The following is a 12,836-nucleotide window of genomic DNA, read 5'->3' as shown; positions in this document are numbered from 1 at the left end:
CCGGTCCGGTTCACCGTACCGATCGCCCGGTTACCCGAACCCGTCCGGCTTCCTGACCCACCCGCCGCCGCGGCGGCCAACTTGGCCCGGATACCGCCGCGCCAGACGTGGCAGATCGCGAGCGCGAGGGCGTCGGCGGCGTCGGCCGGCCGGGGTGGGGCGTCGAGCCGCAGGATCCGGGTCACCATCGCGGTGACCTGCGCCTTGTCCGCGGTACCGGACCCGCTCACGGCAGCCTTCACCTCACTCGGCGTATAGGTCTGCACCGGCAGCCCGGCCCGCGCGCCGGCGAGGATGGCCACGGCGCTGGCCTGGGCGGTACCCATGACGGTGCGGACGTTGTGCTGGCTGAACACGCGCTCGACGGCCACAGCGTCCGGGCGGTGCCGTGCGACCAGCCCGGCGAGCGCCATGTCGAGGTTGAGCAGGCGGTCGGCCAGGTCGGTGTCGGGGTCGCTGCGCACGACCGTGTAGTCGACGAGGGTGCAGGCACGCCCCGGCACGCCCTCGACCACGCCGACTCCGCAGCGGGTCAGCCCCGGATCGATGCCGAGCACGCGCACACAGTCCTCCCGCGCCAACGCCGTACGTTTGTTCGACACCCTACCCGCGCGGACCCGCCGCGCCAGGTGCGACACGGGCGAACCCACCGCCTCAAGATCCGTGCAATGCCGCACACCGTGCGGCTTCGGGACGCCCGGAGGCCGCAATGTCGCACACATTGCGCGGATCTTGGGTGGGGTGCCGGGGACGGTCAGCGGGCGTTCGGGCCGGCGATGCCGCGCAGCACCGCGTCGACGACGCGGGTCGCCAGGTCCTCGTCGGGAGGTTCGGCGTCAGGGCGCATCATCGAGTGCACCAGCACCGGTCCGGCCAGCAGGTTGAGCGCCAACTCGACGTCGAGATCGGGGCGCAGCTCCCCGGTCCGCATGCCGCGCCGCAGCACCTCACGCATCATCTGCCGGCGCGGCTCGACGACCTCCCGGTAGCAGCCCTGCAGGGTACTGCTGCGCTGGACCTCCGACAGCAGGCAGGACATGATCTTTACGGCGCGGTCATCCTTCTGCTGGCTGACCCGGGCCAGCAGGGCGACCAGGTCGTCGCGGACCGACTCGCCCCGGACGGCGGGCACCGGGCCCTTCATCGACGCGACCGCCTCGACGATCACCGCTTCCTTGTTGGGCCAGCGCCGGTAGATGGTCGCCTTGCCGACGCCGGCCCGGGCCGCGATCGCCTCGACCGAGATGGCCTCGGCGGAGTGACCCTCGACGAACAGGTCGAGGACCGCAGCGATGATCGCTTCGTCGGCGCGGGCACTGCGCGGCCGACCGGGGGCCCTGCGGTCGGAGTCGGCCGGCGCCGTGCCTGCGGTGCTCATGCCCGCCATTGTCCGCGATCAGACCACTTCGGCCAACTCCCGGTCCTCGGGTGTCTCGTCAGCCACCAGCGGCGCCGGCCCGGCGCCGTGCCGGGGCAGCCAGACGAACACGACCACCAGCCCGGCCAGCGCGATCACCGCCGCACCGACCGCCGAGTAGTGCATGGCGTGCACGAACGCGTCGTTGACATGGTCGACCAGGGTACGGCCGGCGGCACCGAGCCGGGCGGCCACGGCGTACCCGCCGCTGACCGACTCCTGCGCCGCGTCCCGGGCGGGCACCGGCAACCGCGTCACGTGCGGCGCCATGCCGCTGCGGTACGTGGCCGACAGCACCGAGCCGAGGACCGCGACACCGAGGGCCCCGCCGACCTGGCGGATGGTGTTACCGACCGCGGAGCCGACACCCGCCTTCTCCCGCGGCAGGCTCGCCATGATCGACTCGGTCGCCGGCGGCATCACGTTGGCCATCCCGACGCCCTGCACGAATGCCAGCGCCGCGATCACCCAGGCCGGCGTGTCGACGGCCACGAACCCGAACGCGCCGAGCCCCGCCATGGTCAGCGCGGTACCGCCCACCATCACGGCCCGGGAACCGTAGCGGCGCACGAGCGCGGCGCTGCGCGGGGCGAAGACCAGCTGCGCCACGGCGAACGGGACCATCAGCAGGCCCGACTCCAGTGGGCTGTAACCGCGTACCAGCTGCAGGTAGAACGCGGTGAAGAACATCGAACCCATCGCCGCGAAGAAGACCAGGCCGACCGACGCCACGGCGGCCGAGAAGCGCGGGTTGGCGAACAGCCGCACGTCCAGCGACGGGTACGGGATGCGCCGCTCGTACGCCACGAAGGCCGCCAGGATCGCCACGCCCACCAGGATCGGACCCCAGGCCTGCGGCCGGCCGAAGCCGTGATCACCCCCGTTGACCACGCCATAGACCAGTGCCACCAGACCCGCGATCGACAGCAGCACGCCGACCACGTCCACCCGGCCGGGCTTCGGGTCGCGCGACTCCGGCACGATCAGCAGCGCGGCGACGACGCCGGCGGCCACGATCGGCACATTGATCAGGAAGACCGAGCCCCACCAGTACCGCTCGAGCAGCAGGCCGCCGACGACCGGACCGATCGCCACGGCCAGGCCGACCGCGCCGGCCCACACGCCGATGGCGCGCGCCCGCTCCCGCGGGTCGAACACGTTGGAGATGATCGACAGGGTCGCCGGCAGCACGGCGGCTCCACCGATGCCCATGAGTGCCCGGGCGGCGATCAGCTGGGCCGGATCCTGCGCGTACGCGGAGACCAGCGACGCCAACCCGAACAGGACGAGGCCGACGAGCAGGGTGGCGCGCCGGCCGTACCGGTCGCCGAGCACGCCGGCGGTGAACAGCAGGCCCGCGAAGACCAGGGTGTACGAGTTGATCGCCCACTCCAACTCGCTCTGGGTGGCACCCAGGCCGTGGACCGGGTCAGCGATGGTGCGCAGCGCGACGTTGAGCACGGTGTTGTCGAGTACGACCACGAGCAGGCTGACGACCAGTACGCCGAGGATCGTCCATCGGCGTGGATGGCCGGTTTGGGACTCGATGTCCATGAATCCTTCCCCGTTTCAATACGGAACAGTCTCGTATTCGAACCTCACACTAGTCACGCGAGATGCGATACGGAACAGTCTCGTATCTGATGTGGCCGTCGACACACCGCGAACGGGTTCGCCGGACCCGCAGCCGGCGGGCGGGTGTCGGCCTTCCGGCCCGGCGTCAGCCCTCCGGCCCGGCGTCAGGCCCCCGTCAGGGCGTCCAGCGCCAGATCGACGTCGGCCTCCGTGGAGTAGACGTGGAAGGACGCCCGGACCCGGCCGGCGCGGACCGCCGCCCGGACCCCGGCGCGCGCCAGCCGCTGCTCGGCGCCCGGGACGTCCACGGTCACGATCGCGCTGTCGCCCGGCGGCCGGCCCAGCCCGGCAAGGAACCGGTTGGCCAGCGCCACGTTGTGCGCGCCGATCGTGGCGACACCGATCCCCTCGACCAGTTCCAGCGCCGGGGCAGCGCCGACGTAGGAGAACCAGGCCGGCGAGATGTCGAAGCGCCGTGCCGAGGACGCCAGCCGCATCTGCGGCCCGTAATAGGAGCCGGGCACGTCCTCGCCGGCGAACCAGCCGGCCGCGTACGGCGTCAGGCGGCCGGCCAGCGCCGGCGACAGGTACGCGAACGCCGAACCGCGCGGCGCCATCAGCCACTTGTACGCGGCGACGACCACCGCGTCGGCCCGGCCGGCGTCGAACGGCAACCAGCCGCAGGCCTGGCTGGCGTCGACGACGACGAGCGCACCGTGAGCCCGGGCGGCGGCGACCACCGCGTCGTAGTCGGCGACCGCGCCGGTGGCCGACTGCACGAGGCTGAACGCGACCAGGTCGGTACGGGCGTCGACGCTGTCAGCGAGCCGGTCGGCCGGCACGGTGCGGACCTCGACGCCGGGCGAGACCATCCACGGGAACAGATTCGAGGTGAACTCGATCTCCGGGACCACCACCCGGGTACCGGCGGGCAGCGCGGCGGCGATCGGCGACAGCAACTGCGATGCCGCACTGCCGATCGCCACGTCGTCGGGGTGCACGCCGACGAGCCGGGCGAAGGCGGCCCGGGCCGCAACGGTCGTCTCGCCCCAGGCATCCCAGGAGGCGCGGCCGACCCGCCAGTCGTCGAGCGCGGCCCGTACCGCCTCGAAGGCCGGCCGGGGCGGCAGGCCGTAACTGGCGGTGTTGAGCCAACCCGGCTCGGGATCCCACAGTTTCTGCGCCGACCAGACATCCACGATTCGACGCTATGGGGACACGCAACAGATTTACGACCCCACACGCGTGATCACCGAGAGTTTGCGGGTCTTAACCCCGCAGACTCTCGGTGATCACGAAAGAGAGGCGGAAGGGGAGGGTCAGCCGACCGCCGCCATCACGTCGTCGGAGACGTCAAAGTTGGCGTACACGTTCTGCACGTCGTCGCAGTCCTCGATCGCGTCGATGAGCTTGAAGACCTTGCGCGCACCCTCCTCGTCGAGCGGCACGGTCACGCTCGGCACGAAGGACGACTCGGCCGACTCGTACTCGATGCCGGCCGACTGCAGCGCGTTGCGTACGTCCAGCAGGACGCTCGGCTCGGAGACCACCTCGAAGGACTCACCCAGGTCGTTGACCTCCTCCGCGCCCGCGTCCAGCACGGCCAGCAGCAGGTCGTCCTCGGTCAGCCCGTCGGTCTTGGGCACGATGACGACGCCCTTGCGGGAGAACATGTACGACACGCTGCCGGCGTCGGCGAGGTTGCCGCCGTTGCGGGTCAACGCGGTGCGCACCTCGGTCGACGCCCGATTCTTGTTGTCGGTCAGGCACTCGATCAGGATGGCGACGCCGTTCGGGCCGTACCCCTCGTACATCGCGGTCTGCCAGTCGGCGCCGCCGGCGACCAGGCCCGCGCCCCGCTTGACGGCGTTGTTGATGTTGTCGTTGGGTACGGAGTTCTTCTTCGCCTTCTGGATGGCGTCGAAGAGGGTGGGGTTGCCGGCCGGGTCACCACCGCCGGTACGGGCCGCCACCTCGACGTTCTTGATGAGCCGGGCGAACAGCTTGCCGCGCTTGGCGTCGATGACCGCTTTCTTGTGCTTGGTCGTCGCCCACTTTGAGTGGCCGGACATTACCCCTCCGTCGTCTCTGCCGCCCGCGCCATCTCCACGAAGTACCGGTGGACCCGAAGGTCCCCGGTCAACTCCGGGTGGAAGGCGGTCGCGAGCAGGTTCCGCTGCCGAACCGCGACAATCCTACCGGCGGCCGGCCCTTCCGTGACCCGCCCCAGCACTTCGACCTCGTCGCCGACCGATTCGACCCATGGTGCCCGGATGAAAACCGCATGGAAAGGTCCGCCGTCGATGCCCTCGATCGCGACCGGCCGCTCGAACGAGTCGACCTGCCGACCGAACGCGTTGCGCCGGACGGCCATGTCGATGCCGCCCAGGGTCTGCTGGTCGGGCCGGCCGTCCAGGACCTCCGTGGCCAGCATGATCATGCCGGCACAGGAGCCGTAGACCGGCATGCCGCCGGCCACCCGCTTGCGCAGCGGCTCGAGGACGCCGAAGTCGACGGCGAGCTTGCTCATCGCGGTCGACTCCCCGCCCGGGATGACGAGCGCGTCGACCGAGTCCAGCTCGTCGGGGCGGCGTACCGGCCGGGCGACCACGTCGCACTCCGCCAACGCGTGCAGGTGCTCGCGGACGTCGCCCTGGAGGGCGAGAACACCGATGATCACAGTTCCCCCTCAACCATGCGATCGTGGACACTCGTCGACCGGTCTGGCCCGCCCAGCGAAGCGCGCGGGCCAGACCGGTCGCCGCCCACGGGCGGCCCAGGTGTCCGGGATCGAGAAAACGTGCTTACCAGCCGCGCTCGGCGAGGCGGTGCGGGACCGGAATGTCATCGACGTTGATGCCGACCATCGCCTCACCGAGGCCGCGCGACACCTTCGCGAGGACGTCGGGGTCGTCGTAGAACGTGGTCGCCTTGACGATCGCCGCCGCCCGCTGCGCCGGGTTGCCGGACTTGAAGATGCCCGAGCCCACGAACACACCCTCGGCGCCGAGCTGCATCATCATCGCGGCGTCCGCCGGGGTGGCGATGCCGCCCGCGGTGAACAGCACGACCGGTAGCTTGCCGGTCGCCGCCACCTCGCGCACCAGCTCGTACGGCGCCTGCAGTTCCTTGGCCGCCACATACAGCTCGTCCTCGGGCAGCGAGGTCAGCCGCCGGATCTCCTGCCGGATCTTGCGCATGTGGGTGGTGGCGTTGGACACGTCGCCGGTGCCCGCCTCACCCTTCGACCGGATCATCGCCGCGCCCTCGGTGATGCGGCGCAGCGCCTCACCCAGGTTGGTGGCGCCGCACACGAAGGGGACGGTGAACGCCCACTTGTCGATGTGGTTGGCGTAGTCGGCCGGGGTGAGCACCTCCGACTCGTCGATGTAGTCGACGCCCAGCGCCTGCAGCACCTGCGCCTCGACGAAGTGGCCGATGCGGGCCTTCGCCATCACCGGGATCGACACCGCGTTGATGATGCCGTCGATCATGTCGGGGTCACTCATGCGCGACACGCCGCCCTGCGCCCGGATGTCGGCCGGCACGCGCTCCAGCGCCATGACCGCCACGGCACCGGAGTCCTCGGCGATCTTCGCCTGCTCCGGTGTGACGACATCCATGATCACGCCGCCCTTGAGCATCTCGGCCATACCGCGCTTGACCCGGGCGGTTCCGGTCACGGGCGCGTCGCTACTGGTGGGCGCGGAGGTCTGTTCGGACACGGCGGTACGGACTCCTTGCAGGAGGGGAAAGATCTTTGCCTAATCGTACGCCGGGCGCACCGCACCTCCCGACGGCCAATTCGCAGGTCGCGGCCTGCTGTGACGCGGCTGACTCCGAATCGCCGACGGGACGGGGTCGCCGACGGGCGCAGGGCCGCGGCGCACACGGGGCCGCGGCGCACACGGGGCCGCGGCAGCCTCCCCAAGATCCGCACAGTGTGGGCGACCTTGCGGTCTCCGAGACCGCGGAGACCGCAAGGTTCGCGACATTGCGCGGATCTTGGGGAGGCGGGGGCCGTCAGGCCTGGACGGCCGGCGGGGTCACCCTCGTCGCCGGCGTCGACTCCAGCGTCGGGTCGTCGACGTCGAAGTACGCCGGCCTGGGATGCTTGCGGGCCAGGCGCAGGGCGCGTATCAGCGGGCGGCGCCGGACGGCGAGCGCGTCGCGCACCACGTCGTTGTGCACCTGCCGGGCCAGCGCCACCCGACGACTGACCGCGACAAGATCCGTGAACGCCACCGTCTCGGACTCGATGACGACCTCACGCAACTGGCGGGTCAGGTCGTTCTCGGCCACCTCGCGCTCGTCGGGACGGGCATCGAGGGCAATGCGGGCGGCGTACATCAGATCGGGCATCTGTGCCGCCTCGGCCACCCCCGCCGCGGCCACGGCCCGGCGCACCAGGTGGGCATCGAGCGCCGCGTACGCGGCGGCCGCCCGGCCGTGCAGCCGATCCACCCGCGCCGCCGTCCACGTGAGATAGGTGGCAACAAGCATCACGACAGCCACGACGGCGACGACCCACCACATGCCGCGAATCGTAATGCCCGTCCCTAGAGAAAGGGGTCCACCGTTTCGTCTATGACAATTCCCGCGGTGGCTTCGATGGCGGTCGTGTAGACCTCCAGGACACGGGCGGCCACGACCGGCCAGTCGTACCCCGCGACCACCTCGGCGGCCCGGGTGACCAGCGCGTCCCGGGTGGCCGGGTCGTCGAGCAGGCGGCCGAGCAGTTCGGCCAGTGCCTTGCCGTCCCCATTGGGGAACAGCGCACCGGCCCGGCCGTTGTCCAGAACCCGACGGAAGGCGTCCAGGTCACTGGCGGCCACCGCGGTCCCGGCGGCCATCGCCTCGGTCAGGATCATGCCGAACGACTCTCCCCCGGTGTTCGGCGCCACGTACACATCGACGCTTCGCAGCATGCGGGCCTTCTCGTCGTCGGAGACCATGCCCAGAAACACGATCCGCTCACGTACCTCGGCGGGCAGATCCGCGACCACGTCGTCGGGCTCGCCCCGACCGGCGACCAGCAGCCGCAGCCCCGGGCGCACCGGCGCGAGCAGTGCGAACGCGTCGCGCAGCACCGAGAAGCCCTTGCGCGGCTCGGTGTAGCGGCCCAGGAACCCGATCGCACCCCCCGGTCCGGGCCAGCCCGGCAGGGGCGCTGCCGCGGTGAACCGGGCGACGTCCACTCCGTTGGGGATCTCCCACGCGCTGTTGCCCAGGTGCTCCACCTGCACCTTGCGGGCCAGTTCGCTGACCGCGATCCGGCCGGTGATCTTCTCCGAGACCAACTGGAGCACGCCCTGGGCCGCGGCCATGGCGCGAGACCGGGTCATGGCCGTGTGGAAGGTGGCCACGACCGGCCCGCGGGCCGCCAGTACCGCCAGCATCGACAGGCTCGGCGTGAACGGCTCGTGCACGTGCAGGACGTCGAACCGGCCGGCGGTCAGCCAGCGGCGCACCCGGGCGGCCGACAGCGGCCCGAACGTCAGCCGCGCCACCGACCCGTTGTACGGCACGGGCACCGCCCGGCCGGCCGAGACCACGTACGGCGGCAGTTGCGCGTCCTCGTCGGCCGGCCCCAGCACGCTGACCTCGTGGCCGAGCCGGATGAGGGCCTCGGCGAGGTCCCGGACGTGGTTCTGCACGCCACCGGGTACGTCGAAGGAGTACGGGCAGACGATGCCGATGCGCACGCCCTCCTCCCTCCTCTATGCCCGACCCGGACCACTACCGGCCGAGCCGATAGGCGAGGCCGGGCCACCGCTCGAGCCGTCAGGCGAGCGCGAACCGCTACCGGCCGAGCCGTCAGGCGAGAGCGAACCCCACATGCGTTGCAACATGTGCCAGTCCTCAGGATGCTCCGCGATGCCTCTGGCCAGGCCATCGGCCACCCGCTGGGTGAGCTCGCGGACCCGCCGGTCGAGCGGCCCGGGCGGAGGCGGCGGGATCGGCTCGGACAGGCGGGCGCAGGCCCGGTCGGCGTCGAACCACATCGTGACGGTGTACAGCGGCGCGCCGGTACGCAGCGCGAGCAGCGCCGGGCCGGGCGGCATCCGGGTCCGGGCGCCGAAGAACTCCACCTCCACGCCCCGGGCGGACAGATCCCGGTCGGCCAGCAGCGGCACGATCGCACCGGCGCGTACCCGCTCCTCCAGCACGTCGATGGCCGGTCGCTCGCCACCGGTCAGCGGGAGGATCTCCATGCCGAGGTCGCGGCGGAAGGCCAGGAAGCGCTCGTAGAGGCTCTCCGGCTTGAGCCGCTCGGCGACCGTGGTGATCGGCCAGCCCTTGGCGGCGACCCACGCCCCGGCCAGGTCGTAGTTTCCGGCGTGCGGCAGCGCCACGATCACGCCGCGTCCGGCGGCGACGGCATCGGCGAGGACCTCCTCGCCGTCGAGGTGGAACGCGCGCAGGATGTCGTCGCGGCCGAGCGCCGGCAGCCGGAACGCCTCCTGCCAGTACCGGGCGTACGAGCGCATGCCGGCGCGGACCAGGGCGTCGAGCTCGGCGTCGGACACCTGCGGGCCGACCACCCGGCGCAGGTTGCCGGCCAGCCGCGTCACCCCCCGGCCGCGCCGACGGGTGGCCAGGTCGGCACCGGCGGCGAAGACCGGCCACGTGGCGCCCGCGGGCAGCGCGCGGACCAGTCGCCAGCCGGCCGCGTACCCCGCTTCGGCGAGGTTCATGACGTGACCTCGCTCCGCTCGGTCACACCGTGATCCTCAACGGTGCCGAGCTCCGTGGTTCGCTCGCCACGCGCTGCGCGCGGTCTGGCTCGCGCGGCTGCGCGAGACGACCCGTACCACCCGCTCATGACGCCCGAGCCTGCCGGTAGACGTGCGTCATCCGCTGCGCCACGGTGATCACCGAGAGCACGGCGAGCAGCCACAGGGCGACGTCCAGCGCGAACGGGATCTTCAGCCCCCAGGCCAGCCCGCCCACGCCGATGATGAGCAGCCGCTCGGTCCGCTCCGCGATACCGACGTTGGCGTCGAAGCCCAGCCCTTCGGCGCGGGCCTTCACGTACGACACGATCTGTCCGCTGACCAGGCAGACCAGCGCCGCGGCGAGGGTGGCGTACAGGTCCTGGGTGGCCAGCCAGTACGCCAGTGAAGCGAAGATCGCGCCGTCGGCGATCCGGTCCATCGTCGAGTCCAGCAGGGCACCGAAGCGGCTGGTGGTGCCGCGGGCGCGGGCCATCGCCCCGTCGAGCATGTCGGTCAGCGCGCACGCCGCGATCACGAAGGCCGCGATCACGAGGTGACCACGGGCGGCGAGCCCCACCGAAGCGGCCACCACGCCGACCGTGCCGACGACGGTCACCACGTTCGGCGAGACACCGGCATGCAGCAGCGCGCGGGCCACCGGGTCGACGACGCGGAGGAGGCTCGCTTTGGTAACGACACTGAGGATCTTCGCCATGGCGCTCTCACCATATCGGCGCCTGCGCCAACTCGGCAGACCGCCACCCCGTGACCGGCGGATACCGCCACCCCGCCGTACCCCTGCCGGGGTTGTGCGGGCATGGTTTCGGGTGTGGGATCAATGAAGAGGCCCTCGACGTGAGCTGAATCACAAGGAAACTGACGGTTGCCCGCTGACGGGAGGCGCGTGATGGCACAGAGGAGCCAGGAGAAAGGGGTCACCGGCCCGGCGCCGGTGGTGGAAGAGCCCGGGAGGGTCCGCAACGTGGTGCTCGTCGGGCACTCCGGTGCGGGCAAGACGACCCTGGTCGAGGCGCTGCTGGCAGCGACCGGCACGATCAACCGGGCGGGGTCGGTCACCGACGGGACCACGGTCTGCGACCACGACCCCGCTGCGGTCAAGCAGCAACGGTCGGTGGCGCTCGCCTGCGCCCCGCTCATGCACGACGGCATCAAGATAAATCTGTTGGACACGCCCGGCTACGCCGACTTCGTCGGTGAGCTGCGGGCCGGCCTGCGGGCCGCCGACGCGGCCCTGTTCGTGGTACCGGCTGCCGACGGCATGGACGCCGCCACGGCGACGCTGTGGGAGGAGTGCGCCGCGGTCGGCATGCCCCGCGCCGTGGCCGTGACCCGACTGGACCACCAGCGCGCCGACTTCGACGAGACCGTCGCGCTCTGCCAGCGGGTGTTCGGCGACAACGTGATGCCGCTCTACCTGCCGATGCTCGGCGACGACGGACACAGCGTCGCGGGGCTGATGGGGCTGATCACCCAGCGCGTCTTCGACTACTCCGCCGGCTACCCGCCGGCCGTGCGCGAGCCGGACGCCGAGCACCTGCCGGCGATCGAGGAGTACCGCAACGCGCTGCTCGAAGGCATCATCGCCGAGAGCGAGGACGAGACCCTCATGGACCGGTACCTGTCCGGCGAGGAGATCGAAACCTCGGTCATCATCGACGACCTGGAGAAGGCGGTCGCCCGTGGCCACTTCTACCCGGTCGTCCCGGTCTGCTCGGAGACCGCCCTCGGCCTGGACGCGCTGCTGGAGGTCCTCACCAAGGGCTTCCCGTCGCCGCTGGAACACCCCCTGCCGACGGTCGCCGGGGTTGACGGCTCCCCGCGCGAGCCGCTGACCTGCGACGCGGCCGGCCCGCTCGTGGCCGAGGTGGTCAAGACCACCATCGATCCGTACGTGGGTCGGGTGTCCCTGGTGCGGGTGTTCTCCGGCACGCTGACCGCCGACCAGTCGGTGCACATCGCCGGGCACGGCATGAGCGAGCGCGGCCACCCCGACCACGACGCCGACGAGCGGTTCACCCACCTGTACTCGCCGCTCGGCTCCACGTTGCGCGAGGTGCCGAGCGCTATCGCCGGTGACATCGTGGCGGTGACCAAGTCGACGAGCGCGGAGACCGGCGACACCATCTCGGCCAAGGACAACCCGCTGCTGATGGAGCCGTGGGTGATGCCCGAGCCGCTGCTGCCCGTCGCGATCGTCGCCAAGTCCCGCTCCGACGAGGACGCCCTGGCCAAGAACCTCGGCCGGCTGGTCGCCGGTGACCCGACGATGCGGCTGGAGCGCAACCCCGAGACCCACCAGCTCGTGCTGTGGTGCATGGGCGAGGCGCACGCCGACGTGGTGCTCGACCGGTTGCGCACCGGCGGGGTCGAGTTGGAGACCGAGCCGGTACGGGTGGCGCTGCGCGAGACATTCGGCGCGACCGGCCGGGGCCACGGCCGCCACGTCAAGCAGTCCGGTGGCCACGGCCAGTACGCGGTCTGCGACATCGACGTGGAGCCGCTGCCGCGCGGAGCCGGGTTCGAGTTCGTCGACAAGGTCGTCGGCGGGGCGGTGCCGAACAACTACATCCCGAGCGTGGAGAAGGGTGTGCGGGCCCAGATGGAGCGCGGGCTCGCGGCCGGGTACCCGGTCGTGGACCTGCGGGTGACGCTGTTCGACGGCAAGGCGCACTCGGTCGACTCCTCCGACGCGGCGTTCCAGACCGCCGGCGCGCTGGCGCTGCGGGACGCCGCCGACACGAGCCAGGTCATCCTGCTGGAGCCGGTCGACAACGTCACGATCTGGGTGCCCGACCAGTTCGTCGGCGCGGTGATGAGCGATCTGTCCGGCCGCCGCGGCCGGGTCCTGGGGACCGAGACCGACACCGGCCGGTCGGTGGTACGGGCCGAGGTGCCCGCGACCGAGCTGCTCCGCTACGCGGTGGAGCTGCGGTCGATGACCTCCGGCGCGGGTACGTTCAAACGCTCCTTCGCCCGGTACGAGCCGATGCCGACCCACCTGGCCGAGCAGGTGAAGAAGGAGGCCACCGCCCGGCACGGCTGAGGCCCGAACCGCCGTTCGGCACGGCTGCCGTTCGGCACGGCTGCGACCGGCCCCGCCGTCC

The 12,836-nt window shown here is 71.6% G+C and carries 11 protein-coding genes and 1 pseudogene; 1 reads left to right on the top strand and 11 read right to left on the bottom strand.

All coding sequences use genetic code 11. The annotated features are described in order from the left end of the window. Positions 1-29: 29 nt before the first annotated feature. The 11 genes and pseudogenes from ruvC to pgsA form a co-directional block, all read right to left on the bottom strand. Positions 30-563, bottom strand: a pseudogene (gene ruvC / locus ACNTMW_RS18605) (crossover junction endodeoxyribonuclease RuvC); the annotation flags it as partial. A 191-nt stretch (positions 564-754) separates the two neighbouring features. Continuing rightward, positions 755-1,378, bottom strand: coding sequence for a TetR/AcrR family transcriptional regulator (locus ACNTMW_RS18600; RefSeq protein WP_426634926.1), 624 nt, complete (start codon positions 1,376-1,378; stop codon positions 755-757). Positions 1,379-1,396: 18 nt separating this feature from the next. Next, positions 1,397-2,971 (bottom strand): MFS transporter, encoded by a 1,575-nt coding sequence (locus tag ACNTMW_RS18595; RefSeq protein ID WP_426634925.1) that lies wholly within the window; start codon positions 2,969-2,971, stop codon positions 1,397-1,399. A 185-nt stretch (positions 2,972-3,156) separates the two neighbouring features. Then, positions 3,157-4,191, bottom strand: coding sequence for an aminotransferase class V-fold PLP-dependent enzyme (locus ACNTMW_RS18590; protein WP_426634924.1), 1,035 nt, complete (start codon positions 4,189-4,191; stop codon positions 3,157-3,159). A gap of 120 nt (positions 4,192-4,311) precedes the next feature. Next, the gene (locus ACNTMW_RS18585) at positions 4,312-5,064 is read right to left on the bottom strand and encodes a YebC/PmpR family DNA-binding transcriptional regulator (RefSeq protein ID WP_426634923.1); all 753 of its coding nucleotides are present in this window, start codon (positions 5,062-5,064) and stop codon (positions 4,312-4,314) included. Next, positions 5,064-5,672: a pyridoxal 5'-phosphate synthase glutaminase subunit PdxT gene (gene pdxT / locus ACNTMW_RS18580; protein ID WP_426634922.1), complete on the bottom strand. Its 609-nt coding sequence runs from the start codon at positions 5,670-5,672 to the stop codon at positions 5,064-5,066. The genes ACNTMW_RS18585 and pdxT overlap by 1 nt, the downstream gene beginning before the upstream one ends. 124 nt (positions 5,673-5,796) lie before the next feature. After that, on the bottom strand, positions 5,797-6,717 hold the full coding sequence (gene pdxS, locus ACNTMW_RS18575) for a pyridoxal 5'-phosphate synthase lyase subunit PdxS (RefSeq protein WP_426634921.1): 921 nt from the start codon (positions 6,715-6,717) through the stop codon (positions 5,797-5,799). A gap of 298 nt (positions 6,718-7,015) precedes the next feature. Beyond that, positions 7,016-7,528, bottom strand: coding sequence for a hypothetical protein (locus tag ACNTMW_RS18570; RefSeq protein WP_426634920.1), 513 nt, complete (start codon positions 7,526-7,528; stop codon positions 7,016-7,018). A gap of 23 nt (positions 7,529-7,551) precedes the next feature. Next, complete coding sequence (locus tag ACNTMW_RS18565) at positions 7,552-8,697, bottom strand: glycosyltransferase family 4 protein (protein WP_426634919.1); 1,146 nt, start codon at positions 8,695-8,697, stop codon at positions 7,552-7,554. Between the two features lie 15 nt (positions 8,698-8,712). Beyond that, the gene (locus tag ACNTMW_RS18560) at positions 8,713-9,690 is read right to left on the bottom strand and encodes a phosphatidylinositol mannoside acyltransferase (RefSeq protein WP_426634918.1); all 978 of its coding nucleotides are present in this window, start codon (positions 9,688-9,690) and stop codon (positions 8,713-8,715) included. Between the two features lie 124 nt (positions 9,691-9,814). Continuing rightward, positions 9,815-10,426: a phosphatidylinositol phosphate synthase gene (gene pgsA, locus ACNTMW_RS18555; protein ID WP_426634917.1), complete on the bottom strand. Its 612-nt coding sequence runs from the start codon at positions 10,424-10,426 to the stop codon at positions 9,815-9,817. A 192-nt stretch (positions 10,427-10,618) separates the two neighbouring features. On the opposite strand from pgsA, the gene ACNTMW_RS18550 reads away from it, so the two are divergent. Continuing rightward, positions 10,619-12,775, top strand: a complete 2,157-nt coding sequence (locus ACNTMW_RS18550; protein ID WP_426634916.1) for an elongation factor G-like protein EF-G2 — start codon at positions 10,619-10,621, stop codon at positions 12,773-12,775. Positions 12,776-12,836: the final 61 nt, after the last annotated feature.

This window comes from Planosporangium spinosum, assembly GCF_049999945.1.
GTDB lineage: Bacteria > Actinomycetota > Actinomycetes > Mycobacteriales > Micromonosporaceae > Planosporangium > Planosporangium spinosum.
Note: the sequence above shows the minus strand (reverse complement) of the source record. Positions and strands in the feature narration are given on the sequence as shown.

Coding starts and splice junctions, on each gene's coding strand:
- ACNTMW_RS18595 (WP_426634925.1), bottom strand. CDS start 2,971: ATGGACATCGAGTCCCAAACCGGCCATCCACGCCGATGGACGATCCTC.
- ACNTMW_RS18585 (WP_426634923.1), bottom strand. CDS start 5,064: ATGTCCGGCCACTCAAAGTGGGCGACGACCAAGCACAAGAAAGCGGTC.
- ACNTMW_RS18550 (WP_426634916.1), top strand. CDS start 10,619: ATGGCACAGAGGAGCCAGGAGAAAGGGGTCACCGGCCCGGCGCCGGTG.
- ACNTMW_RS18570 (WP_426634920.1), bottom strand. CDS start 7,528: ATGTGGTGGGTCGTCGCCGTCGTGGCTGTCGTGATGCTTGTTGCCACC.
- ACNTMW_RS18560 (WP_426634918.1), bottom strand. CDS start 9,690: ATGAACCTCGCCGAAGCGGGGTACGCGGCCGGCTGGCGACTGGTCCGC.
- ACNTMW_RS18600 (WP_426634926.1), bottom strand. CDS start 1,378: ATGAGCACCGCAGGCACGGCGCCGGCCGACTCCGACCGCAGGGCCCCC.
- pgsA (WP_426634917.1), bottom strand. CDS start 10,426: ATGGCGAAGATCCTCAGTGTCGTTACCAAAGCGAGCCTCCTCCGCGTC.